Raw genomic sequence first — 25,867 nt, forward strand, 5'->3', positions numbered from 1 at the left:
CAATCGCCAAGTATCAGCATCATAGCTGATTTTAGTCGCAGTTCCAGCGATTACCAGTCATCGATTGAAAGGTTTTTCGCTGACGAGAGGCTGGATGCTTTCGTCAGCGGTTTTTACGTGCTTGCCAATCAGTCTGATTTTTCCATCTTATGGATGTGGACATCCTGCTGTGGGTAAGGAATAGATATGCCTTCGGCATCAAAAGTCAATTTGACATTTTCCTGCATATCGAAAAATACTCCCCAGTAATCGGCTGAATTGACAAAGGCACGAACGGTAAAGTTTACTGAACTGTCGGCTAACTCTGACAACAGGACCTGATTGTCTTGATCTTTAAGAATGCGCTCATCTGCCTCAATGAGCTTCTGTAGCAAGTTTTTGGCTTTCTTCAGGTCGTCTCCATATCCGATCCCAAATACCATATCTACACGGCGAATAGGGCTTAAAGAGTAATTTACGATACTGCTGTTAGATATTGGGCCATTGGGGATGATAATTGTTTTTCTGTCTCCGGTATGGAGTATGGTGTTAAAAATCTGTATCTGTTTCACACTTCCTGAATAGCCTTGGGTTTCGATAAAGTCTCCAACCTTAAAAGGTTTAAATAATAGTATCAGCACTCCGCCAGCAAAGTTTGACAAGCTCCCTTGTAGTGCCAGACCGACGGCCAGCCCAGCTGCACCAAAGATCGCAATAAAGGACGTTGTCTCGATCCCGACCATTGAAGCAACGCTGATAAAAAGCAGAACTTTGAGGATGGTTGCTGATAACTTTTCGAGAAATATTGCTAAGGTTTCTTCAACTTTTGAGGCTCTTAAGCCCCTATCAAATCCCGCAATGATCCACCGGATAATCCAGAGTCCGATAACTAATGTAAGGAGAGCAAGTATCAATTTACCGCCATAAAGAGCTGCGTATTCTATTACTTGTTGCTGGTACTCCTCCAGCACAGAGAGGTCGAAATTTTCCATAGAAGTTCCTTGTTTTAGTGCGGTTATCAACGGTAAAAGCGGCTCGTTCCAGGGGGCAGAGCCGCTTACCATGCGTTGTGGGGGGAGTGGTTATCGCCGCAGTTAATTACCAAAGACTTGCTTTAACAGGTCAGTAGATCGGGCAACGGGATCTTTACGAATGCGTTTTTCTTCTTCAGCCAGCATTAAAAACAGCCCATCCATTGCTTTGTCGGTCACATGATTTTCCAGATCCAGGTCCATGTCTCCGACCAGCGGATACTGACTGGCTTCATTGACCAGCTGTTTGTAATAGCGGGTAACACCGACTTGTTCCATCGATTGGCGAATAACAGGCTTGAAGGCTTTCTCAATATCGTCTGAGGTTTTGTCTCGAAAATAAAGGGTTGCCGCATCATCACTGCCTTCATAGATTTTTTTTGCATCTTCGATGGTCATTGCTTTTAATGCATTCAAAAAATACTCTGTGGCCTGGGGGGCTGCTTTTTCGGCAGCGCGATTCATGCTTAGCTCGAAGTCATCCACAAGCGACTCCATTCCAAACTTGCGAAGCAGTTGGGTTGCGGTATTCACAGTCTCTGGCATTGGAACTTTTATCTTCGGGTTGCCAAAATATCCATCTGTTTTTGAGACTTCATCGACGGCTCGTTGAGTGCCTACTTCCAGGGCTTGTTTGAGACCTTCTATCAGGGTTTGAGTGTCCAGGTTACCGATAGACATAGCTTCCTTGTTGTCTGAACTATTCAGAACTTCGGGGGCTTTCTCCTCCAGTTTCTTGAGTACATCCCCCCAGTCTGCGAAGGCTGGCGAGCAGAGAAAAAATAGTAAAAACACAGAAGAGGGGAGCAGGTGAGTGGCTCTTTTCATGACGTATCCTAGGATCTATGGGCGGTTATCAGCTGATGGTTTAGCGAAAATATCGGTCGCTAGACTGTATCGGCAGGAATGATTTGATATTTATCAGAAAAGACCGATTTAGTCACTTCTTTACTGACCATAGTCTTCTTACTCTCCAGGCTTACAGGTTGAGTGATGATCCTGTTATGACGCTAGAGTCAAAAAGGTTTGTTTAGAAAGTGTCGAAAGATTACTGGGTTAGCTCAGAAAATATCTGTGCCAAGGTTTTGTCGGTCAGGAGTTTGTCAAAAAGATTCTTGTTCAGTACTTGAAAGTTTCCTGATTCAGTAGATGCATATATCTCGTGGGATGTCTCATCTTCAAAATTAACCACCGGTATCTTCTGGATACATTGCTTTAGGAATCCGATGTTATTCGCTATCGATAACACCGAGGCTTCGGGATAGACCTGCTCGGGAGTTTTGGCTTTGATGTTTATTTTCTGGTAGCGCTCAATATTGATAAAAGCCAGCGGATTTATGATATTTATTTTCTTCTGAGTACCGTAAGCGATGGTTTTTGGGCAGGTCCCTTTGGGGACACTGTTGTCCAGGAACACGTACTTGAATAGCGGTTGGTTATACACTAACCATTTAAACAGTAGCTTCGGAATCCCCACATAAGCTTCAACACTATGACCCAGAAAGTCTTCAACGGTTTTGTAACGCCCGCGCGCCAAGCCTCTTTCCCAGCCTCTCTCTACTGTTGCTTCAGGGGGCGTGATAACAAAATACATCCACATGGTATCAACGTATTTGGCATAGGTATCGTGGAGGATACGAGATATTTTTTCACTGGAAAAACTATCGAAGCGAAATCGGTCAACCAGTAAATGAGGGATTGAACAATGCCGTTTGGCTTTACTGCGAATATAACGATCCAGCTTACTGTCGATAATGTTGACCTCATTGCTGGTTAGACGTCCGGCATATTTGTAGGCGTTGCCCAGCGCCTCATAGTCGAGCAATAAGCGTCGCCAGATGTCCGGACTTATGGTCCCATAACTATCTGGCTCGATCCCTTGTTCCTTCATCATCTGTTTCAGCATTGGTCGTAACGAGCTCTTACCAGCGGCAGAAGCTCCTTTTAAACTGATAAGCATCGGCGTCTTTGTATAAGGAATAAGGGTAAAGCCTTCCTGTCGGATTGCCGATTCAATATAGGGAGTGATGGCTCGGCCAATGACCCGGCTACCGTATCCGTTGCAAACGTATCCTGTTATTAGCTCAGTTAACATATCCAGGTCTGAACCAACGTAACCATGAGTGCTGGCAATAGATCCGAGTACCTGATACAGGCTTTTATAGATAGCAATATCCAACGGTTTTTCGGCTGCTAATCCTTTGTCTTTGTAGGAGGCAATAATCCGGTATTCTCGTTCCTGGATTGATTCCTGGACAGCTGTGGTTTTAGCTTTCTTCTTTTTTTTGAATAAACCGAAAAAACTGAAACCATGGGCAGTTTCATGAACGGGTTGCACGAAAAGAGTGGTGGATAGTTCTTGCTGAACCCTGTTGTAAACTTGGTTATGGAGATTGTCGTAAAGGCTTTGAATTTCAGCCATATGAGGGGAGATATAGCTGGCCAGAATAGTATTAGCTATCTGGCGAAAGTGCAGACCCAAGGCCTCCTCTTCCTCTTCTTCCCTGATGGCGATATCAGCAGTTATTCGGACGATCAGCTCATGCATCGCAAGCCGTTCTGGCCTGAAAACAACAAGCTCTTCGGCGCTTAAGCCTGTACGTTTGGCTAGCTCGTTGATAGCGGCCAGTCGAGTGATGACATTTTCCGAGCGATAGATGGTTTCCAGCTCTCGATACTCAGCTGGAATATCCTGCTCCAACCCAGGATTCCAGGCAGAGAACTCAGTTGGCTTTATCTGCGCGTTGACCATGGCTACCCAGGTTTGTTGTTTGAAGGTATCGGTTTATGCTGTGTCGTTTACCAGGCTGGTGGTTGAATCCCTGGCGCCGGTACTTGACCTTACTTCATTATGAACAGCTTCTTAACCTACTGATTACTTTATGTGGTCTTCGTCAGATATTCTAGGCTTTACACCTAAACTGGCGTATCCAGCAAACTGGGTGTCGTGGCTGTCGGTAGCGATCAAAGAGTAATCAGATCGACACTGTCGCCTGTACAGGAAGTATTGGGCACCGATATATCCCACCATTCCTTTATAGATCATCCGCTTTCTGCTGTTTTTTAATATCAATAGTGGTTGATATTCATAGGCTCCTAAGTGTCTATAAGTTATAAAAAGTAATAAGTATAGATAAATTAGTATTGAAAATGATAAGGATTCGCAATAAGATTCTCAAAAAATTTATCGATGGATGGAAATTGGAAATTATGAAGAAATTCGTGTTGTTAGGAGCTGTTGCTGCAACTGGAATGCTCTCTCCATTAAGTTATGCGGTCAACGGGGTTCTGACTTCTATCCCAATTGACCAGCCGGTTAGTATCGATGGTAAAGCTGACTCGATCTGGGCGAAGGCTTCCCCAGTTATCGTAAAGTTGAATGAACTTCCCTATAAGCCGGACAACGGTTATGAAGGTATGGAAGAAACAGAAGTTGAAATGCGTTCAGTATATGACGATGAGAATGTCTATTTCCTTCTACGCTGGGATGATCCCACTCATAGTCTGGAGCGCTTTCCCTGGGTCAAGCAGAAGGATGGCAGCTGGAAGCGCAGCCTCAATAAAGATCACACCAAGCACGAGAACACCTATTACGAAGATAAGCTTTCCCTGTTCTGGAATATCAGTTCCAAAGGTTTCAAGAAAAAAGGTTGTGATAAGTCCTGCCATATGCCTGAAGATGATGGATTGTTAGAGGGTGTTAAAGATACCTCCGCTGGTCGCCACTACACATCTAATGCGGGAGAGACCGTTGATATGTGGCACTGGAAGGCAGCTCGCACTAACCCCAACAATCAGATGGACGATCAATATGTCGACCACGCCCGCAGTGAAAGTGCTGAGTGGGGGCGTCATAGCGATGATAAGAGCGGCGGCGGTTATTACTACAATCTGGAAGAAGGGCGCGACACGCCTGTTTGGATGAATAAACAAGCAAGTGTTGAAAATACCTACTGGGTTCGCGAATCAGATAAGGTGCCCTTTACCGATGCCGGTTTTAAACCGGGTGATATCATTGGTGGTCATGTCACCGGACCTATCGAGGGAGCTCGTGCAGATATCAGCGCAACCGGTATCTGGCATAAGGATGGCTACTGGACTTTGGAGTTAAAACGCAAGTTAGTTACCAAGCACGACAACAGCAATACGCAGGACGTTCAGTTCGGTGATCTTAGCAAGCCTTACTACTTCGGTGTAGCGGTCTTCGACAACAGCCAGATCAATCATATTCAGCATACCAAGTCCTACAAAATGGTTTTTAAGCAGTAAGTTTTTATGCGGCCCTACAGGGCCGCTGTTGTTTTCCGGGGCAAGGATATGAACAATAGGAGCAACACCCAATCCCGCGACGGTAGCAGTCTGCTGTCGACAACCGGCCTTTGGTTGTCCGGACGTCGACTCTGGTTCAAAAACTTACCATGGCTCCTGTTAATTATGGGGTTGGCGGTCTATCAGTTCTGGGTTGGCTTTAACTATGAATCAAATGATACGACCAATTTCTACCTCCGGTTGTCCCGGGCCGGCTCATATGTGCTTTTACTGATACTGGTCGTGCTCTGGTTACCGGTGATGCGTAACAGTTTGTCAATATTACGTCGCTCCTGGATCGGAGAATGGTTACCCATCGAGAATGCCAACGCTTTGCATCGGTGGCTGGGTCACATCTGTATAGTCTTTACGCTGCTTCATGGTAGCCAGTACCTGCTTTATCTGGGTACACTCAGTGAACCTTTCACCAAGTTATTGTTTGCTGAAGAACCGGACCTGGTGCGATCAATGCGTACAACCATGTACGAATTTGTCAGTGAGGATGAATCCATTGATGTGGTGGCACACTGGATTGCCAACGGCAGGACCGAGCAGGGTTATCAGGATTTGGTCCGTCCTATCCTTAAGGAAGATTGCACCAAATGTCACAGTACTAATTCCACTCAAACCTATGCGATTCCTGAAATGCCGCTGACCAGGTATCAGCATGCGCTATCTCTCAGTGATGAAGGCATTCTGTCTCGGCAGTTCAGGATCAATATCAGTGGTCTTGTTATGGCTGGATTGTTTTTGATAGTCTGGGTCAGTTCTTTAGCCTGGATGCGAAATCGCTTTCACCATCATTTTCAGCAACTGCACTTATTGGGCTATCTGCTGGCTTTATTAGCGCTGCTGCATATACCGAGTATTGAATGGATTGTTGCTCCTGTGGTGGTGCTGTTGGTGGAGTTTTACCTATCCAAACGGAGTCGCACTTATCGGAGCCAACCTGCCAGTTTAAGTGCAATTTCCGACGATCTGATGCGGTTGGATATCAAGCGGCCTCTGCCGATGACTATTCGTGCCGGTCATTTTGTTGATCTACGGATTCCGGGTCTTTTTGCTGCAAAGGAATCTGGCAAAAGCAGCACTGTTCTCTGCCGGGAGTGGCATCCTTTTTCTCTGACGGGGTCTCGTAATAACCCGGATCAGCTTGTATTGAAAATTCGTGCTCAGGGTGATTGGACCAACGCTTTACGGAACAAGCTGAAAGGACGGCAGAAATGCCTGTTGGATATCGACGTTCGTGGCCCCTACGCAAGCCCGATCACCCATGCCACACGACGTAAGGACTGGTTGATGGTCGCAGGGGGGATCGGAATAACACCTTTTTTAAGCCTGCTGCGAGAACTAAAACGACAGCCATCACAACCTTTTCATCTGCACCTGGTCTGGGTTCTGCGCGAACCGGCACTTATGCTATGGATTCGACCCTTATTGGAAAAACTCTGTGAACAGGAAAATTTACGCTGCAGCTGGCATTTCTATTTCACCGGAGAAGAAAAGCTTGCACCTTCAGAGCAAGCAAAATTGCAGGCGATTGGAGATTTGCATTTGCATCAGGGGCGACCGGACTGGCCACAATTGATAACCGCAATCGCTGCCAGCGGGATTCGTCCAAATTGCTATGTTTGTGGGCCGGAAGCTCTGGCAGGACAAGTGAAGAAAGCCTGCCGAAAAGAAGGCTGGATAGTTCACAAAGAAGAGTTTTAAGTACAGGAGGCCAGGTTTGTTAACTTGGCTGTATATAGCCATTAAGTTGAAGCCTAATGGGGTTTGTAAACAGATAATTCTATTCGTCGGGGTCTGACAGTTATTGAATGTAAGACCCCGGTTTAGTGTGCTATTGAGTTGTTATGTAACCCTTATACAGCTGTGCATTTATATAAGGGTAGATTGGTTTATCGATAGCTGTCAGTGGTAGGACAGCTGCAGAACAGATTTCTGTCGCCATAGACGTTATCGATACGGTTGACGGTGGGCCAGAACTTATTCGCCTTCAGCGATTTGACCGGGAAGACAGCCTGTTCACGGCTGTAAGGTCGATCCCAAGGGCCTTCGGTTATATCGTTAAGAGTATGGGGGGCATTCTTTAACGGGTTGTTTTCCGCGTCAATGCTTCCGTTTTCAATTTGCTCTATTTCCTCTCTGATGGTCACCATCGCTTCAATAAAACGGTCCAGTTCCACCTTGGATTCGGATTCGGTTGGTTCGATCATCAGCGTACCGGGTACCGGGAAGGACATGGTTGGTGCATGGAAGCCAAAATCCATTAAGCGCTTGGCGATGTCTTCTTCACTGATACCGCATGATTCCTTGATTGGACGAATATCAACAATACACTCATGAGCAACCCGGTTGTTTCGTCCTCGATAGAGGACAGGGTAGTGGGCTGACAACTTTTCTGTCAGATAATTTGCATTTAATATGGCGAACTGAGTCGATTTCTTTAGTCCTTCTGCCCCAAGCATTGCACAGTAAGCCCAGGAAATTGGCAGAATAGAACCGGAACCAAAGGGGGTGGCAGAAACGGCTCCCATTTCTTCTTTCGGACCCTCAATCGGACTGACTTTGTGGTTAGGGAGAAAGGGGGTCAGGTGACTTTTAACACCGATCGGACCCATGCCCGGACCACCTCCACCATGGGGAATAGCAAAGGTTTTGTGTAAATTAAGGTGTGACACGTCGGAACCGATAAGCCCGGGCTTGGATAGTCCTACCTGGGCATTCATGTTGGCTCCATCCATGTATACCTGACCGCCATTATCATGAATGATTTGGCAGATATCCTTGATACCGTCTTCGAACACACCGTGGGTCGATGGGTAGGTAATCATCAAGCAGGACAGATTGGCTGAATGCTGCTCCGCTTTTGCTTTTAGATCATCAATATTAACGTTACCCCGTTCGTCGCATTCGACCACCACAACCTTGAGTGCGGCCATCGCTGCTGAAGCGGGGTTGGTGCCATGGGCAGAGCTGGGAATCAAGCAAATATCCCTGTGCTGCTGGCCAAGACTTTGTTGATACTTTCGAATGGCCAATAGACCTGCGTATTCACCTTGAGCCCCTGAGTTAGGTTGCATGGATACATTGTCGTAACCCGTGATTTCGACCAGCATCGCTTCCAGTTCATCAATCAGCTGCATATATCCCTGGACCTGATCGCGAGGGGCGAAGGGGTGCACATTAGCAAACTCCGGCCAGGTTACAGGAATCATTTCAGCGGTCGCGTTGAGCTTCATGGTGCAGGAACCCAGGGGAATCATGCCGTGGGTGAGGCTGAAGTCCCGGTTTTCCAGCCGTTTCAGATAGCGCAGCATTTCAGTTTCGGACTGATAGCTGTTAAATACCGGATGTGTTAAGAATTCAGAGGTACGGCGCAGACCTGCAGGAATCCCTTCGTCTTCTGGCAATGAGGACTCAATGGTTTCTATGTCCAGGCCATGATCCGAATTGTTGCTGAATAGCGACCAGAGTTGCAGAAGGTCCTCGCGGCGGGTTGTTTCGTCCAGGCTGATGGCCAGTTGTTGATCACCCTCCAAGCGGAGGTTGACACCCTGGTTCAATGCTCGTTGATAGATAGCCTGTTGTTGGTCGGATACATCAAGCGTTAAAGTATCGAAATAGCTTTGATTGACTGATCGCATCCCCAGTTGATTGAAACCAGCTGCAAGAATTGCCGTCATTTTTTGGACGCGCCGGGCTATCCGTTTAAGCCCTTCTGGACCGTGATAAACCGCATAAAAGGCGGACATATTGGCCAGAAGTGCTTGGGCGGTGCAGATGTTTGATGTGGCTTTCTCACGACGAATATGCTGCTCTCGAGTCTGCATTGCCATGCGCAACGCTTGCTGGCCTCTGGTGTCGATTGAAACACCAATAATGCGCCCGGGGGCTGAACGTTTGTGCTTTTCCTGCGTTGCAAAGAAGGCGGCGTGAGGACCTCCGAACCCCATGGGTACGCCAAAGCGCTGAGCGCTTCCCAGAACCACATCAGCACCCATTTCACCGGGAGGCTTCAGGTGAACGAGACTGAGTAAGTCGGTTGCGACACAGGTCAGTGCTTTTTGTTGTTGTGCTTTCTCGATAACGGTGGCCAGGTTATTGATTTCTCCGCTCAGACCCGGGTATTGCAGCAGTACGCCGAAGCAATCATGTTTTTCCAGTTCAGTGTTCGGGTCGCCAACAACCAGATCAAATCCGAAATATTCGGCTCGGGTTCTAACGACATCCAGGGTTTGTGGGAAGATGTCCTCAGCTACAAAAAACAGGTTACTCTTCTTACGATTGGAGCGCTTGCACAGAGTCATGGCTTCAGCTGCAGCGGTTGCTTCATCCAGCAGGGAGGCATTGGCCATTTCCATCCCGGTCAGATCGATGATCATTTGCTGGAAGTTTAACAGTGCTTCTAATCGACCTTGAGCAATCTCTGGTTGGTAGGGGGTGTATGCGGTATACCAGCCTGGATTCTCCAGTACGTTTCGCAGAATGACATTCGGTGTCAGGGTGTCATAGTAGCCGAGTCCAAGGTAAGATTTGTTGACTTTATTCTGTCGTGCAATTTTTTTTAGCCGAGCCAGTATATCGATTTCGCTGCAGGGTTTATCAACAGTTAACGAGGTTGTCAGCTGTATCGACGCAGGCAGAGTCGAATCTGTAAGTTCATCCAGGGTTGATAAACCGAGACTCTCCAGCATCTCTTCTGCTTGCTGTTGGTTCGGTCCGATATGCCGGTGAATAAAGTCATCGTGTTGTTCAAGCTGGTAGAGAGATGGCGTGGTGCTCATTCCTGACTCCGAATTCTGACTGTGCGAATACTGTCTGTATTGGTATCAACTGCTTATTTAGCGCTGACGATAAACTAATGATCAGGCTGAAAACAGCAGGCTTTTAATGGCCAATGGTTACGAAACCTGCGACTAAGTCTATACAATTTGCTACAGACCCAAGGACTGGTTCGTCAGTTTACTATCAAAAAAGGTCGTCATTTTAGCTTGTTTACAGATAATTCAGTAGCAAATATTTCTGAAATGCTACAAAGGTTTCACAATCGGTTCTTTAGGAAATATAGCGAAGACGGTGCTGAATTCGTAACCTCGGTCTGTTGAATCCATATCTTCTGTCTGAGGTAGTGTAGCAGCTGAAATAGATACACAAAGCCGCTGTCGTTGGTTCATGATGGACAGCACCGGTGGTTTTCGAAAACTCAGTCGATCAAATGATCGATAAACCTGCCAGCTGATGCTGGGCAGAGCATTGAAAAGCACAGGGCTCGTCTCAGGAAAAATAACTACGCGTGGTCTTTTTCCTGAATTGAGTAAATAAGATGACTATCAGCAATGCAAAAAGAACCAGAGATATCTGTGGAATGCTGATCCCCAGTATTTGCCATTGCTCACTGGCGCAATTTCCAGATGTATTGAGTATTTGTTTCACTGCTTCCTGTAGTGGATACGACTCAAGCAATTGTTCCAGTCCGGGGCCGCATTCCTGAGCATTATCTGTCGGTATATACTGCAACCAAATGTGCCGTATGCTGACCAGAACTCCAGCCAGTGTTGTTATAAGTCCCAGTGCGGCGTAGGCCCTTTGACCCAGTTGGTTGGGGTTGTGTAAGAAGGCTAGCAGAAAGAGTGCTGACTGAATAAGGATAATGAAGCGAACAGTAGAGCAAAGCAGGCAAGACTCCAGTCCCAGTTCACGTTGTAAATAGAGAACGGCAAAGGCTACTGATGTGCAACAGATCAAAAAACCGAGGAAATTGAGTGGCCGATAAACTGGCGCAGTACGCTGAGTAGTGTAATTCAATGCAGGACCCCTCCTATTTTGAGGTTGCCGCAAAAAATGGTACTCGTTAGCGAGGACTCAAAGCCGAAATATTCAAGCTCGTTGTTTTGCGAAACCTTCTTATTATGATTTTCCGGTTTGTCTGGCCGGATTTGGGCAGTGCATCCAAGACGTTAACAGGCTGATTGATAAAAATCAGCCATTCCCTGTGTATCTAACCGCAAGCATTTTGGCTGCCCACATAATAACGGAGTTTATTTTTTTTGCCAGTGACCGGAAGGAGTCTTGAAATATTGGCCGGAAGGAGTGCGTTGAATCAGGCGCTGACCAACTCTTTTCTCCATAATATCAAGGGTGACGCCTGCGTCTTTTGCGCTATTGGAGTAGGCAGAGCGGCGTTTTTGATTGATCGAATTGATCAGGTTTGTCAGTTCGGCACTGGGGTTGCTGTGGACACTTCCCAGATATCCATTAGGCAGTTCTCCTGCCAGTCCGGCACTTTTGGCCTCACTCAGAGTTAAGGCTGACGCGGGTAAACTTGTCGTCAGACCCACTAATAACCCAAAGATCATGATCAGTTTACTTATTCTTCGGAACATAGGAGTTCGGTTTTCGGTGTGAAGAATGGTCATTTATTTTTCCTTAATTAGAACAGTTCACTATTTTCGTCGAAGAGTTCATCAATCTCCTTGTCGACTTTTACCAGTATTTCGTGCTCAATTTTTACGTTCAGGTTGATGGTAATCGGTTCCTGGGGAACTGCTACCTCTACTCGTGGTGAGCATCCGGTAATAGCTAACACTAATGGGATCAGCGGTAGGTAAAGGCGAAAAGCCATTTTGTTCATCCTCTTTTATTCCATCCCTTGTTGGATTCGTTTTTCAAGATCTTCACTTAGATTACTTGAGAACTGTATGGCCTTAAGCAACTTTAGAAGATTCTGCTCGATTCGAATATTAAAGTCGATAGGCTGGCCATTCTGCCAACCCGGGTTATGACCTTTTAGAGCGGTATCTAAAATCAAGGTTCCGTCTGGCTGGTAATTCACGGTCAGCCCCAGTGTCTGGTAATGAAAAGCTTCCAGTACTTTCATAGCTATTTTCAGGCCATAATTACCGCTGGCGAGAGCATCAGCCCCCGCGGGTCGGTAGGCAAGCATTCCTCCGGGGGATTGGGCTTCAATATGGCCATCATTGATCGATAGGCCTTTAGGAGTGAGACTAAGTGGTAATGCGCCATTCAAGCGTCCACTGCCACTGATATCGGCCTTTGGCTGGAGGGCCAGTATTTGTGACAGATCCAATCCGCTGAGATGTAAAGTGGTAGAGGCCTGAGGACGCCCTTTCAGGTTGTTCCCGGTTGATCCACTCTGGATGGCTTTTTCCGCAAGTGGGAGTGAGAAGGCGTCGGTGTAGATGGATCCATCAAACAAATTCATTCGTGCCTGATGAATCTGGATAGTTTTATCAGGGGAGGGAGGGAGGCTAAATGCACTGGTAATATTATCAATGGATAAGGCCCCTTCAATACGATCAACTCCGATTACTCCGTTGCCGCTGAGTTCTGTTTTGCTTCCAGCGCTTAATTGAAAAGCTCCTCTTGCGTTAGAGATGTACCAGTTCGGGATCCTCAGGTTTAATCCGGTAATACCGATATCTGCATCCGATTGCCAGTGAAGCGTTTTTTTCACCCTGTTGCTGTTTAGTTTGGCTACGCCACTGATCTGACCTCCTTCTGTTGTCCACTCCGGCATTTGAGAAATAATGGCAGAGGGTAACAGGGTCATGACCTGCGCAATATCCACCGGTGGTAATAACCATTCTGACTTGAGTGCCAGGTTGTCAAGGTCTACCTGGCCTTTGCCGGTAAATCGAAGGTTTTTACCGGGATCCAGATTCTCGACCGACTGGCTGCTGTTACCGGGAAAAGAGCCCGTTAGATTAAATCTCAGTGATGGGTACCTTAACCGATAAGGTAGTGAGATCTCTATCTGGGGAGTGTTCCAGTTTTCCAGGCTCAGATGATGCAGGTCCAGGTCTAACTGTCCCGAGAGTTCCGTACTATTTTGTGGAAGCTTCATCGACAATTGCCCAGACATTGCTTCGCTGGATATCGGTGATTCAGTATCTGAGTTTAAAGCAATGCCCCCGCTGGCAAAATTAAGTTTTATGGGACTTAAAAGCCAACTGGTTTGCCCGAAGTTTGTGCGTAGCTGTAAAGGTGTGTTGGTTACCAGTTTTAGCTGTTCTATAACTGATACCGGTGGAGCAACCTGCTTTTCGGAAGAGGATATCTTTTTTCTGGAGATAGTGCCGGATGAAGAGCTGCTGATCTGTAGTTCTTCAGTGGTAAGGTAGCTGCCGGCGTCCAAATTCATGCTAATCAAGGAGTCAGCAATAGCTAAGGTGCCCTGACCGTGGGCCTCCAGTTGACGGGATGCAACAGAGCCTGTTAGCAATAGCTGTCGATCTAATTTTGTATCGTAATGGGCATAGGCACTTTTTGGCTGCCAACGAAAATGGCTGAAATAAGTCTCTGTTTTGAGTTCTTGTTTTCCTGTCGACTGAACGAGCAGCTTTCCGTTGCTACTGCGCAGGCTGATTTCCGGATCAAATGTAAGCTTGCCGCTTAAATCATTTTCTGGCATCAACTGCCATTGATTAGCTAATGCAGGGTGGGGCAACAGCCCGGGGGTTATACTGATATCGAGTTGAGTTCCTTCCAGTAACTTCCAGTCAATTTTGTCTGGTTGCCAGTTTAACAGGGCTTTGAGGGAGCCACTGACTTTCTGTATCTCTTGATTGTTGAGACTGAGATCTAATTCGGCTTCCAGTTGCTGAGTGACATTAAAGGCTTTCCAGCCAACGTTTAGATCATCACTAAGCGCGATGGAAATTTGCCAATGGTTGCGACTTTCACCCAGCAGTTTAACAGCTGATGACTGGCTCTTATCTGGAATACTCGAAGCGGTTGATGCGGAATTTGGCGGTGGTGGAGCAAATTCTTGAGGATCAGACCGCAAGATTGCGGGCGTGAGGGAGGCTTGATTAAGATAAGATAATGCTGCTGAGAGATTAAGCTTATCCTTAATATCGGCCGTCAAATTTGTGGTAAACCTACCCTTCTTGTCCGCTTCTTCTATCGATAATGCGGCATCCAGATTGTAGATCTCTGTTGTTCGGTCCGATAGCGCTAAATGTATTTGATTTTGTTGATTAGCTTCGACTTCAATTGCTAATGCAGGGTAGTGATCAAGCTCCAGGACAGCTTTTGATTTTAATCGCTGAGGAGTCGCGTCCAAGTGACCTGTAAACTCTATTTGGTGTTCAGAAACAGTTGCTTTGAGTTGTTTTACCTCGACCGCAATTTGATCGACAGGAAGTTGTCTGAAAAGCTCTTCCAAGGCCATTGCAGGCAAGGAGGCTGCGAGCATAGAAGGTGTTGAATCTGGAGAGCTATCTTCTTCAGAGGGCGAAAGAGATATATCTGCCTGAAGAGCTTTTAGTTCCAGTAAATCGAGTTGCTGTTCCAAAAGCAGGCGCTTGGGGCTGAACCCCAAAAACACCTTTGAAACCGAAAGTTGATTGATAGACAGCTCTGGGCAATCCCTGAGTGAAAGCTTTCTGATGATGAGGCTGTTCCAGCGAGGGGACTCAAACAGAGCCTGGCTTTGCTGGCAGCCTAGCTGTTGTAACATGGTACGGGCCTTCCAACTCAAAACTTTGGGGGCTGCAAGGTAGCAAACCACCAACGTCAAAATAATCACCACTACTATTCGAAGCTTCATAAACGGGTCCTTCAAACACTATTGACGATTCTTCCTGTATACAGGCTGAACGACAAGAGCTTTGTTTCAATGATTGAAGCTCTTGAGCTAACGGTATGCGGATTGTTTATCCTGAGCGTGAAAGCCGGATCTTTATCCTGGTCGTTATCTTGAACTAATGGCGGCTTTCTCAGAGTGAATACCTGTAATAAATTCCGTACAATGGCTGCGTCCAACAATCTTCAAGGGGGAATATTTCTTTGGACTCTATTCTAGTGTTCTTAATAACGGGGGCTTTTGCAATGAGTGCCTCCTTGTTTGCCAGTAAATTAGTAAAACAACCTGTTGAGGAGCAGCCTCGCTGGACTCAGGGGCAAAGTGGCAATGCCCGGGTTCTGATTGGGGGAAACGTGCTGGTTCTGGTTCTTATTGCTTCGATGGTATACGGAATCTATCACATGGATTGGTGGATACCAGTGGCTTGTTTGTTTGTATCTTTTCCCGTACTGCACGTTGTAGTTCTTGAACGCATATTTGCACCCGCTAAAGGTTTTTTGTTTAGTGGAGCTATTGCTTTGGGGTCTGCACCACTGATCTGGTTTTTTTGGTAGGCATATTTGGCTGACTCAACTGCTTCTGTCACGGCACCGCTTATGACTGCCCCGTCCATCGAAACCTGGATTTGGTTGTTGACGGGATTGTTGGTCATCACCTTGATCCTGCTGATGATTCAGGGGATAAATCATCGATCGCAAAAGCTGCGCTGGCAAGCTGACGGTGATGATCTGCAGAATCGGCACACTGCTATTGAATTAAAGCTGGAACAGTTACAGCAAGAGAATCTGTCTTTGCAGGTGGAGCTTTCCGGAGCTAAAGAACGGTTGATTAGTATGGACCGTGTTGAAGAAGAACTGTTTCAACGCGAGGATACTCTGGCAGGGTTGCAACGTGAAAACAGCAGCTTACAGGCTGAACTGCGGGAAAGAGACACGCGCTTGGAGCTGCTAAGGGAAGGTCACAATGAAAAGCTGGACGCATTAGAACAGGCGAGGGTGCGGATGCAACAGGAATTCCGGGATCTTGCCCAGCGTATTTTTGATGATAACAGTCATAAATTTGGTGCTCATCAACAGGAAAAGTTGCAGGGACTTTTAGTTCCTTTGCGGGAACAGCTAGGGGATTTCAGGCGTCGCGTTGATGATGTTTATGATCGGGAAGCCAAAGATCGTCGCGGACTTCAAGAACAGATAGAGCATCTTAAACAGCTGAATCTTCAGATGAGTCAGGATGCTCTTAACCTGACCAACGCCTTGAAGTCTGAAACCAAAACTCAGGGTAACTGGGGGGAGTTGATTCTTGAGCGGGTACTGGAAAAATCCGGTCTCCGTTCAGGATACGAATATGAAGTTCAATTCAGTACTCATGATCGTGAAGGGCGACGTTTTCAGCCAGACGTGGTCATTCACCTACCAGATGGCAAAGATATAGTTGCTGACGCCAAAGTTTCACTGGTTGCTTACGAGCGTTACTGTTCGGCTGAGACATTAGAACAGCGTAAACAGGCATTGAGTGAGCACTTGTTATCTGTTCGTCGCCATATCAAGTCGCTAAGTGACAAGAGCTATGAATCCTTACCTGAAATACGAACGCTGGACTTTGTCCTGCTTTTTGTTCCTATTGAAGCTGCTTTTATGGCAGCTGTAGAGGAGGATTCAGAACTTTTTGTCGGCGCATTTGAACGCAACATACTGTTGGTCAGCCCATCAACTCTACTGGTTACATTGCGTACCATTAATAACATATGGCGTTATGAAAAACAGAATCTCAACGCGCTGGAAATTGCTCGAAGAGGTGGGGAGTTGCATGACAAGTTTGTTGGTTTTGTTGAATCGCTGGAAGAGGTTGGTCGCCATCTGCAGTTGGCTCAAAATGCTTATGATACTGCTCACAAGCGTTTGTCGAGTGGTAAGGGTAACCTGATTAATCGAGTCTCTGAGCTGAAAAAACTAGGTGTACGAGGTAAGAAACAAATTCCGGCAGCGTTGGAGGAACGGGCTGAGTTGCACGAGAAGGAAGCTGAAGACCGACCTCAGCAGGTCTCTATACTGGCCGCTAGCAGTGAAGGGGCAGATAACTGATCAATCCGGTTCGATCTTTAACCTGTCGATACCAGGCCATTGAGCTGCAGAGAATCGGGGCAAGGGCCTGGTTTCAGGAAAGGGATTAGCCACAGCGTTAGAAAATGAGTCTGAGTGATGGCGCTAACTTTCTGAAAAATACTCTTTTAGAAAGGCGATGAATGAGCTGATCTTTGCCGGCATAAACTGGCGATGTGGGTAGACTGCATAGACGTTGGAGGCAGAAACCTTATACTCCGGGAACAGTTGTACCAGTTTCTGATTATCCAAATATTCTCTTACCATGAATTCCGGCTTCAGAATAATACCGACTCCGAGAATTGCAGCGGCTACCGAGGCGCGACCATTATTACTGTTTAGCCGGCCACTCACTTTGATCGAATATCTCTCCTTATTATTGTGGAACTGCCATTCGTTATTGGTTGAGGAATAGGCATAAGTCAGGCAGTTGTGCCCTTTAAGCTGATCGGGTGTTTCCAGGGCTGGGTGACTTTGCAGATATGCCGGAGCGGCACAACAAACCACTTCGCTTGGCATTATGCGTTGGGCTATCAAACTTGAGTCTTCCAGTTTTCCGATTCTGATAGCCATATCAAAACCCTCTTCTACAAGGCTGACTTTACGGTCCTGGTAGTCGATATCAATTTTTACTTCAGGGTAGCGATTCAGGTAGATTGCAATCGCCGGGGCCAGGCAGAGAACCCCGAAATCTATCGGGCAACTCAGCTTCAGCAGGCCGCTTGGTTTTGATCCCATTTCATACAGGGACGCTTCTGCTTCTTCCAGGTCGCTTAATAGATTAAGGCAGTGCTGGTGATATCGTTTTCCCGCTTCAGTGGTGCTGACTCGGCGTGTGGTTCGATTGAGTAAGCGAATGCCCAGATCTTTTTCCAGAAAAGAAATATGTTTGGTGATCATCGCGGGAGAAAGACGAAGATCACGCGCTGCCTGGGAGAAGTTCTCGCGAACGACGACTCTGCAAAACACTTTCATGCTGGTCAGCTTATCCATATCACGACACCTGAATGTTGGAATGATTATTTACTATTAGTTAATAAACATTTTGAAATATACCTTATTAACTAATTAACGGTTAATGGTTAATCTGCTTTTAATCTTTGATCAATCACGAGGACAATAACAATGATTTCATTTAAACAGGCTGTGCTGGCTTCTGCTTTTACTCTTTCTTCTGCTGTGATACCTCAAGCCTATGCAGTTGAGGAGAGTTACAGCATCGACCCTGCACACTCGTTTGTTCAGTTTACTATTGGCCATTTGGGCGTGAGTAAAACGGTAGGGCGCTTTAACAAATTTGAAGGAAACTTTCAGTTTGATAAAGATAACAGTGCCAGCAATGGCATTGAGCTGACTATCGAGACGGCGAGTATCGATACTAACCATCAAAAACGTGACGATCATCTCCGCAGTCCAGACTTTCTTGATGTCAAACAGTATCCTGAAATGACTTTTAAAAGCACCGGCTTTGAAGGCTCGCTTTCCAGTGGAACGCTTAAAGGGGAGCTGACAATGCATGGAGTGACCCAGCCCGTTGAATTTAAACTTAATCAGGTAGGTGAAGGAAAAGATCCCTGGGGTGGTTACCGTGCTGGTTTTACTGCTAGTACCACAGTTAAGCGAAGTGACTTTGGTGTGACCTATTTTATTCCCGGCGTGTCGGACCAAACTGAGATAGCAGTATTTATTGAAGGAATTCGTAAGAAGTAGTGCCACGTTCCTGGATTAACGCACATTAAGGGCCGATAGAGGCCCTTTTTCTATAGACACCACCAAAGGTACCTGTCTATGTATGCTGAACCTTCTTCCAGCGCAAACTTAATCATGATAATGCAAAGCCTGGTTCTCCCCCTGGCTGTCGCATTATTCGGGCTTCTTGTCTGGTGGTTGAATCGTCGCAATATACCTCGTGCAACTCTGGTCATCGTGCCTTTTATCGCTATAGGCTTTTGGGCGTCCTTTAGTTGGATTCAAGATCGATTGGGGCTTCCGCCACAACAGGCTATGGATATTCTGATTCCTCTATTGCTGGTGTCGGTTATTTTTGAGCTAGCAAGTCATTGGGTCAATCTGTCTGGCTTATGGAAAGTCGTTCTCTCGCTGGTGGCTTTTATGGGATTTATCATCTGGATGCTATATCCAATCCTGTCCAGAGCCGATGCTGTTGAAATTGTCCTGATCCTGGTTTCTGCCGCCATCCTTTACCTGGTGCTTCAAATAAGTTTTTCGAATCCAGCTAACAGCTCTGTATCTAATGGGGTAGGACTTTATTTGGCGGCGGTTGCTGCTCCACTGTTTGCGCTCGATGGTACCCTGAAACTAGCTCAGATCAGCGGTGCTCTGGCAGCCGGGCTGGGGGTTATATGGTTAGCGGGCTTGTTATTTTCCAGGAAAATTTCTGCTGTTCAGCAGTACACAGAAGGGATGTTTGCTGTTCGGTTTGTAACTCCGATGATGGTGACTGCTCTTTATGTCGCCGCTCATCAGTACGCTGATGTGAATCCCTATGCCCTGTTGCTGGTCTGCCTGGGAATTGTCATTGTGACCCTGATAAGGCGCTGGTGGCCTATTGCTTCCATCTGGGGCGATAATATCCGAGTCATGGTGCTGGGGTTGTTACCCTTTGCGGCTGCTTTATGGTTGATCTGGCCAGAAGAATCACTGTATTAACGATACTCCCCAGGATTTTTTAATTATTGAGGTGGTACGAGATGATTCCTGTTTTATTTCTATCCCATGGGGCACCCTCCATGATAATCGAGGATGAACCTGCTAAAGCTCCATTACTGGAGCTTGCGGCGACATTTCCTACTCCCAAAGCAATACTTTGTATTTCCCCTCATTGGCAAACAGCAGGTCTCTCTTTATCGTCATCTCTGAGGCCGGAAACTATTCATGATTTCTATGGTTTTCCTAAGGCGCTTTACCGATTGCAATATCCTGTTAACGGTGATCCACAGCTGGCTGAAGACGTTGCGGAGCATCTGCTCAGCCAGGGTATCCACGCGAGCCGAGTTGACAGGGGGTTAGATCATGGTGCCTGGACACCCTTGATGTTGCTGTATCCTGAGGCTGAAATCCCTGTTTTGGGGATGAGTTTACCCGCCCATCAGACTGTGGAGCAGCTTTTTAATTTAGGTGAGACGTTGTCCTATTTAAGAAAGCAGGGGGTTCTGATACTGACTTCAGGTTCCGGTACGCATAATCTCAGAGAAATAGTCGCTGAGGGCGCAGGTACTGCGTGTTGGGCACGAGAATTTCAGCATTGGTTAATAAAGAATGTTTGCGACTATGCGATGGACAAGCTGCAAAGTTGGGAAAGTCATGCTCCACAGGCCCGATTTGCACATCCGACAACCGAACACCTGGATCCGTTGTGGATTGCGATGGGGGCTGCTGGCGAGACTACACCAGAAGTAATCTATCAGGGGTTTAGTCATGGTAATCTCGGATTGGTGCATTTTCGTTTTAATTAGAGCTTCCTCAGGTTCTCTTGAAAGTTTCTTTATAGACCTTTGACCCGTCCACACATAATTCCTTTCCGCCGCTGAATGGCCTTGGTTGCACTATTTTTGACGGGAACACTTTAACCCGACATGCTGTCAGTACTGGTAATCGAAATAGTTGGGGTTTATTCTGCCCGGGTTCCTGAATTTTCCATTATTGAGTAGAAGTATGCCCTCACCAGATCCGCAAATACTAATTAAACTGGCTACCATGAAGATGCCGTTTGGAAAATACGGTGGCCGAGTGCTGATGGATTTGCCAGAGCCTTATCTTGTTTGGTTTGCCGGTAAAGGGTTTCCTGAGGGAGAGCTGGGGATACTGTTATCGGTACTGCATGAAATTAAGGTCAATGGCCTTGAACACTTACTTGAACCTCTACGTAAATGAACACACCTTGGTCCTGAGAGGTCAGCTTTTGTCGGGATATTCACTTCCTGATTGGACCGAGGGCTAATGCGCTGATCCCTATAGCCATGTATACTATCTGCCAGAAGATACCGGTTTCTGGTTGATATTAATCAGAAAATTTACCGGTAATACCATGTATCTACTGATGGTTTATCAGTGCATATGCTGTCTCAGCAGTCAGAGGTGGGTGCTGCCTGACAAAGTATGCACTGTAGCAACAATGCCTTGGTTGAAAGAATAGTCAGTCGAAACGACGGCTTTTAGGAAGTATTCATACTGACGCGTATAATAGCCTGCTGAATGCTGGCGTAGTATTTAGGTGGTTTAATGAGTATTGATGTTGGATCCAGGTTGAAAGAAGTTCGCCTGCAAAAAAATCTGTCGCAACGTGAACTGGCGAAGAGGGCTGGCGTCACCAACAGCACGATATCCTTGATAGAACAAAACCGGGTGAGTCCGTCGGTGAGCTCTTTAATCAAAGTTCTGGATGGACTGCCGATGTTACTTCAGGAATTTTTCTCCCTGAATGTTCCCGAAAAGAAGCAGGTGTTTTATCCTGCTGATGAACATCCTGATTTAGGAACTGCTGACGTGAATATTCGCCTTGTCGGCCATAATCATCCTAATCGAACCCTGTCAGTGCTGCATGAAACCTACCCACCGGGTTCTGACTCCGGGCCTGAAATGTTATCTCATGATGGACAGGAAGGAGGGATGGTTATAAAAGGGGAGCTGGAACTTACCGTTGACGGTGAAACAAAAACTCTTTCCCCTGGAGATGGTTATTTCTTTGATAGTTCTTTACCCCATCGATTTCGAAATGTAGGGGAAGAAGAGTGTGAAATAGTCAGTGCCAACAATCCCCCATCTCTTTAAATGTTGATTATTATTTGATCTATATTAAGCAGACTAGGGTCTGCTTTTTTTATTTTCTTGATATTCCTAAAAAAATCATTTATTGCCGTTAAGTGCGGCAACAGTTTGCCGATATAGCTTTTAATGGCTCCTGTCTGATTTTTAGCTGCCAAAAAAAACGGCTAAATCAGTGGGTTAAAATTGATTATATTGTTTTATTAAAGTGGACCGTAATTTGCTATATTCAGCTCCAGAGCTATTAAAAAATTTAGAGCCAGGAGATTTAAAGCGTTGGAAGTGAGTAAACGTTTTAATACGAATGAATCAGATAACAATATGATCGTCGGATTAGATATCGGCACCTCCAAAATAGTCGCTTTGGTCGGTGAAATCGGTCCAGATGGCCGTATCGATGTGATTGGTATTGGTTCTCACCCATCTCGTGGTTTGAAGCGGGGTGTGGTGGTGAACATCGAATCCACAGTGCACTCGATTCAACGAGCGGTGGAAGAGGCCGAGTTGATGTCCGGCTGCAAGATTCATTCGGTGACTGCAGGAATTGCCGGTAGTCATATCAGCTCGATGAACTCCCATGGTATTGTTGCGATTCGTGATCGGGAAGTCATTGATTTTGATCTGGATAGAGTGATTGACGCAGCCCGGGCCGTAGCGATACCAGCCGATCAAAAAATTCTCCATATCCTTCCTCAGGAATATGTCATTGATAGCCTTGAAGGAATCAAAGAGCCTTTGGGAATGTCCGGGGTGCGCCTTGAAGCAAAGGTTCATCTGGTTACAGGGGCACTTAATGCCGCACAGAACATTGAGAAGTGCATTCGCCGCTGTGGTCTGGACGTTGATGGTATTGTTCTTGAACAATTAGCCTCCAGCTATTCCGTGCTGACCGAGGATGAAAAAGAGTTAGGTGTTTGCATGGTTGATATCGGTGGCGGGACCACAGATATCGCCATATTCACTGGTGGTTCCATTCGGCATACGGCGGTTATTCCAATTGCCGGGGATCAAGTGACTAATGATATTGCAATGGCCCTGCGAACCCCTTCATTACACGCTGAAGAGATCAAAATAAAATACGCATGTGCGTTGGCTCAGCTGGCCAGTATTGACGAAATAGTCAAGGTGCCCAGTGTTGGAGACCGGCCTTCACGAAACCTGAGCTGCCAGGCTTTGGCTGAAGTTGTAGAGCCGCGCTATGACGAGTTATTTACCCTGGTACAGTCCGAGTTGCGCCGCAGTGGTTTCGAAGGACTGGTGGCCGCGGGAATCGTGCTGACCGGAGGGACTTCAAAAATGGAAGGGGCGGTTGAACTGGCAGAGGAAATCTTTCACATGCCAGTGCGTTTGGCCAAACCTGTCGGTGTCCAGGGGATTAACGATATTGTTGGGGATCCGGTTTATGCCACGAGTGTTGGCTTATTACTCTATGCCAGGCAACACTGCCAGCATCAACCGCAACAATTGCCAGCAGACGTAATAAATGTGCAGCCGGGTATGCTGAATCGAATGAAACACTGGTTTCAGAACAATTTTTGAGGTCGGAGTGTTTATTTGAGGTCAGGGTATTAAAGAGCTGTTGGTGATTAAACGCTTAATCAAGTGTGGTTAAGAATTCACCTGCAGTTGCGAAAGAAATACTCATTGGTATGTAAGGTAATTAGATCATAGTTCGAAGTAACAGCTTGAAGTGCCGATTTAAAGCAACCAACGAAGTTGCTGAACAAGAATAGAAGCTGCTAAGCAAGATAATTTAAGGGGAGAAGGGTTATGTTTGAACTGGTCGATAACGCACCTCAGAGTGCGGTGATCAAAGTTGTAGGTGTAGGTGGTGGCGGTGGCAACGCTGTTAAGCATATGCTTAGCAGCGATGTCGATGGTGTCGAGTTTATCTGTGCCAACACAGATGCCCAGGCTTTGAAAGGAGATGTTGATTGCAATCTGCTTCAGATCGGTGGAGAGCTCACTAAAGGCTTGGGAGCAGGAGCTAATCCTGACATAGGCCGTCAAGCGGCAGTGGAAGATCGCGAAATCATTGCCGAAATGCTTGGCGGTGCTGATATGGTCTTTATTACTGCCGGCATGGGCGGTGGCACCGGAACAGGGGCTGCGCCGATTGTTGCGGAAGTAGCCAAAGAGCTTGGCATTCTGACAGTTGCTGTTGTAACTAAGCCTTTTCCATTTGAGGGGCGCCGTCGAGGCAAAATCGCTGATGAGGGTATTAAAGAACTGTCTCAGAATGTCGATTCATTAATCACTATTCCTAACGAGAAGCTGCTGTCGGTACTAGGAAAAAATACCTCTCTGATAGACGCATTTAAAGAAGCGAACAACGTGTTGCAGGGGGCCGTACAGGGAATCGCTGATCTGATCGTGCGCCCTGGCATGATCAATGTTGACTTTGCTGACGTCAAAACAGTTATGTCTGAAATGGGAATGGCAATGATGGGAACAGGTGTTGCCAGCGGAGAAGACCGTGCCCGTTTGGCGGCAGAAGCTGCTGTTCGCTGTCCGCTTCTGGAAGATATTGATCTGCAAGGTGCACGCGGAATTCTGGTCAATATAACCGCTGGACTTGACCTTGGATTGGGGGAATTTGCAGAAGTCGGGGATACGATTGAGGAATTTGCCTCAGAAAACGCAACGGTGGTTGTTGGAACAGTTATTGATCCTGAAATGAGTAACGAATTGAAAGTAACCGTGGTTGCTACAGGGTTGGGTAATCGTGAGCAGGCTTCGGTTAAGGTCGTCAGTAATAACTTCGGTCAATCAATGGATCAGAAAAGCGCAGGGCAGCGAAATACCAGCCTTCGAAGAAAAGATGGGGCCCTGGACTTTGATCAGTTGGAATTGCCAACGGTATTACGCCAACAGTGTGAACCTGTTAGTAAACCAAAATCTGCCGAAGAGCCGATGGCGATGCCTCTTGCCAAAACCGGGACCGACGATGACATGGAGTTTTTGGACATTCCTGCTTTCTTAAGGCGTCAGGCAGATTAACAATCTGCTTTGAGCAGCATAAAAAAACCCGAAGACGTTCTTCCCCGTTTTCGGGTTTTTTTATAGTGCATATTTGGAAAGGAAGTGTTTAAAAAGAATGGAGTAATGAATCAAAATACTGCATTCCATATAACCCGGTATCCCAATCATAACCATGTAACAAAAGTCCTGGGCTGATACTTTGGATTCAGGCAACCTCTTTGACCGTGTAATGGCTGTCCTCTGATGAACGGTTACCCATTCTGTGCAGTCGTGCTCTGAGACGGGCCAGGTCCAGACTACGCAGTGGTTGGCCTTTTGCACGCATCAAGGCTACTTTTTCAACAAACTGCTGGTGGCGTTCTTTCTGCTCATCAGTTGAATGTTCACGATATTTTTCAAGCAACTGTTCTCGATCAGCAAGCTGACGATAAGCTGTGATTTCAGACTCAGGCTGAGCACTGTTAAGAAACGGAAACAGCTTGTTAAGCATCTCCATTTTATTCTCCTTACAAAAGCGAGCTATTTATCGATTCCGTGTTCTTTTAATCGATAGTGATTATAGGGGGTCGCGTTGTTCTACATATCAGTGGGCTTGCAAATCAAGTGCCAGACTTTATGAAAATCAGCAGATATGGCTAGCGGGCTGCTTTTTAAGGGAGCTTGGTAGGCTTTTTTAGGGATAAGTTGCTGCGTTTTTGAAGGATAGTATGCCGCCAATGTGTACCAGCTGATGATGGTATTGGGAATATCGTTGCCGTTATGGGGAAAAATGACGCCGCTGTTGCTAAGGAGCCTGGCGATACGCTGTCTGATTGTCTCTAAACCTGAGTGATCTTGAATTTCACTGAAGCTGGTTTTAACAGTGCTAATGGTTGTCGGGCTTTAAATACTGTTTAGTCCAGTGCCTGCCATTTGGGCAGGAGCTTGTTATTATTAGGCTTAAGATGCACATCATGAGCAGTTGCCTGATGAAACCTGCAAGACCGGTCTGTTGTTTGCAGGTCCGAAGAGGTTCGTCCCAGGCCATTAGACATAAAACATAAAACCCGGCACCGATAAGGAAACGCCAT

21 protein-coding genes are annotated in these 25,867 nt (G+C 46.5%); 11 read left to right on the plus strand and 10 right to left on the minus strand.

Annotated elements, in window-relative coordinates:
* Positions 1-128: 128 nt before the first annotated feature.
* From BGP75_RS07545 to BGP75_RS07555, 3 genes are all read right to left on the minus strand, one after another.
* Positions 129-971: a mechanosensitive ion channel family protein gene (locus BGP75_RS07545; RefSeq protein ID WP_083704680.1), complete on the minus strand. Its 843-nt coding sequence runs from the start codon at positions 969-971 to the stop codon at positions 129-131.
* A gap of 102 nt (positions 972-1,073) precedes the next feature.
* Positions 1,074-1,838: a DUF4197 domain-containing protein gene (locus BGP75_RS07550; protein WP_076717216.1), complete on the minus strand. Its 765-nt coding sequence runs from the start codon at positions 1,836-1,838 to the stop codon at positions 1,074-1,076.
* A gap of 220 nt (positions 1,839-2,058) precedes the next feature.
* Entirely contained in the window at positions 2,059-3,762 is a 1,704-nt protein-coding gene (locus BGP75_RS07555; protein ID WP_076717218.1) for a hypothetical protein, read from the minus strand.
* Positions 3,763-4,220: 458 nt separating this feature from the next.
* On the opposite strand from BGP75_RS07555, the gene BGP75_RS07560 reads away from it, so the two are divergent.
* Entirely contained in the window at positions 4,221-5,279 is a 1,059-nt protein-coding gene (locus tag BGP75_RS07560; RefSeq protein ID WP_076717220.1) for an ethylbenzene dehydrogenase-related protein, read from the plus strand.
* A gap of 48 nt (positions 5,280-5,327) precedes the next feature.
* Positions 5,328-7,031, plus strand: a complete 1,704-nt coding sequence (locus BGP75_RS07565; RefSeq protein ID WP_158070072.1) for an NADPH oxidase family protein — start codon at positions 5,328-5,330, stop codon at positions 7,029-7,031.
* A 188-nt stretch (positions 7,032-7,219) separates the two neighbouring features.
* On the opposite strand, the gene gcvP is transcribed toward BGP75_RS07565, so the two are convergent.
* The 5 genes from gcvP to BGP75_RS07595 all read right to left on the minus strand — a co-directional run bounded on the left by gcvP (position 7,220) and on the right by BGP75_RS07595 (position 14,895).
* A complete protein-coding gene (gcvP, locus tag BGP75_RS07570) occupies positions 7,220-10,108 on the minus strand; it encodes an aminomethyl-transferring glycine dehydrogenase (RefSeq protein WP_076717224.1) in 2,889 nt (962 codons plus the stop codon).
* A gap of 490 nt (positions 10,109-10,598) precedes the next feature.
* Positions 10,599-11,129 (minus strand): disulfide bond formation protein B, encoded by a 531-nt coding sequence (locus BGP75_RS07580; RefSeq protein ID WP_076717229.1) that lies wholly within the window; start codon positions 11,127-11,129, stop codon positions 10,599-10,601.
* Between the two features lie 233 nt (positions 11,130-11,362).
* Complete coding sequence (locus tag BGP75_RS07585; RefSeq protein ID WP_233152871.1) at positions 11,363-11,740, minus strand: YdbL family protein; 378 nt, start codon at positions 11,738-11,740, stop codon at positions 11,363-11,365.
* Between the two features lie 14 nt (positions 11,741-11,754).
* A complete protein-coding gene (locus BGP75_RS07590; protein ID WP_076717666.1) occupies positions 11,755-11,946 on the minus strand; it encodes a YnbE family lipoprotein in 192 nt (63 codons plus the stop codon).
* Positions 11,947-11,961: 15 nt separating this feature from the next.
* On the minus strand, positions 11,962-14,895 hold the full coding sequence (locus tag BGP75_RS07595; protein ID WP_076717232.1) for a YdbH domain-containing protein: 2,934 nt from the start codon (positions 14,893-14,895) through the stop codon (positions 11,962-11,964).
* A 281-nt stretch (positions 14,896-15,176) separates the two neighbouring features.
* On the opposite strand from BGP75_RS07595, the gene BGP75_RS07600 reads away from it, so the two are divergent.
* A complete protein-coding gene (locus BGP75_RS07600; protein ID WP_076717234.1) occupies positions 15,177-15,485 on the plus strand; it encodes a hypothetical protein in 309 nt (102 codons plus the stop codon).
* Between the two features lie 42 nt (positions 15,486-15,527).
* Positions 15,528-17,012: a DNA recombination protein RmuC gene (rmuC, locus tag BGP75_RS07605; protein WP_076717237.1), complete on the plus strand. Its 1,485-nt coding sequence runs from the start codon at positions 15,528-15,530 to the stop codon at positions 17,010-17,012.
* Positions 17,013-17,135: 123 nt separating this feature from the next.
* Here the strand turns inward: rmuC and BGP75_RS07610 are convergent, their stop codons facing one another.
* A complete protein-coding gene (locus BGP75_RS07610; RefSeq protein ID WP_076717239.1) occupies positions 17,136-18,023 on the minus strand; it encodes a LysR family transcriptional regulator in 888 nt (295 codons plus the stop codon).
* Between the two features lie 132 nt (positions 18,024-18,155).
* Here BGP75_RS07610 and BGP75_RS07615 point away from each other — a divergent pair, with 132 nt between their 5' ends.
* The 7 genes from BGP75_RS07615 (at position 18,156) to ftsZ (ending at position 24,815) form a co-directional block, all read left to right on the plus strand.
* Positions 18,156-18,740 carry a YceI family protein gene (locus BGP75_RS07615; RefSeq protein ID WP_076717241.1) on the plus strand — a complete coding sequence of 195 codons (585 nt, stop codon included), beginning with the start codon at positions 18,156-18,158 and terminating at the stop codon, positions 18,738-18,740.
* A 78-nt stretch (positions 18,741-18,818) separates the two neighbouring features.
* Positions 18,819-19,700, plus strand: coding sequence for a hypothetical protein (locus BGP75_RS07620; RefSeq protein WP_076717243.1), 882 nt, complete (start codon positions 18,819-18,821; stop codon positions 19,698-19,700).
* 41 nt (positions 19,701-19,741) lie between these two features.
* Complete coding sequence (locus tag BGP75_RS07625) at positions 19,742-20,506, plus strand: class III extradiol ring-cleavage dioxygenase (RefSeq protein WP_076717245.1); 765 nt, start codon at positions 19,742-19,744, stop codon at positions 20,504-20,506.
* Between the two features lie 199 nt (positions 20,507-20,705).
* Entirely contained in the window at positions 20,706-20,924 is a 219-nt protein-coding gene (locus tag BGP75_RS07630) for a DUF3820 family protein (protein ID WP_076717247.1), read from the plus strand.
* Between the two features lie 354 nt (positions 20,925-21,278).
* Complete coding sequence (locus BGP75_RS07635; RefSeq protein ID WP_076717668.1) at positions 21,279-21,821, plus strand: cupin domain-containing protein; 543 nt, start codon at positions 21,279-21,281, stop codon at positions 21,819-21,821.
* A 315-nt stretch (positions 21,822-22,136) separates the two neighbouring features.
* Entirely contained in the window at positions 22,137-23,354 is a 1,218-nt protein-coding gene (gene ftsA, locus BGP75_RS07640; RefSeq protein WP_076717670.1) for a cell division protein FtsA, read from the plus strand.
* Between the two features lie 231 nt (positions 23,355-23,585).
* Positions 23,586-24,815 carry a cell division protein FtsZ gene (ftsZ, locus tag BGP75_RS07645; RefSeq protein WP_076717250.1) on the plus strand — a complete coding sequence of 410 codons (1,230 nt, stop codon included), beginning with the start codon at positions 23,586-23,588 and terminating at the stop codon, positions 24,813-24,815.
* A 187-nt stretch (positions 24,816-25,002) separates the two neighbouring features.
* On the opposite strand, the gene BGP75_RS07650 is transcribed toward ftsZ, so the two are convergent.
* On the minus strand, positions 25,003-25,293 hold the full coding sequence (locus BGP75_RS07650) for a hypothetical protein (protein WP_076717252.1): 291 nt from the start codon (positions 25,291-25,293) through the stop codon (positions 25,003-25,005).
* Between the last annotated feature and the right edge of the window lie 574 nt (positions 25,294-25,867).

It is taken from the genome of Motiliproteus sp. MSK22-1 (assembly GCF_001968815.1).
Lineage (GTDB): Bacteria > Pseudomonadota > Gammaproteobacteria > Pseudomonadales > Balneatricaceae > Motiliproteus.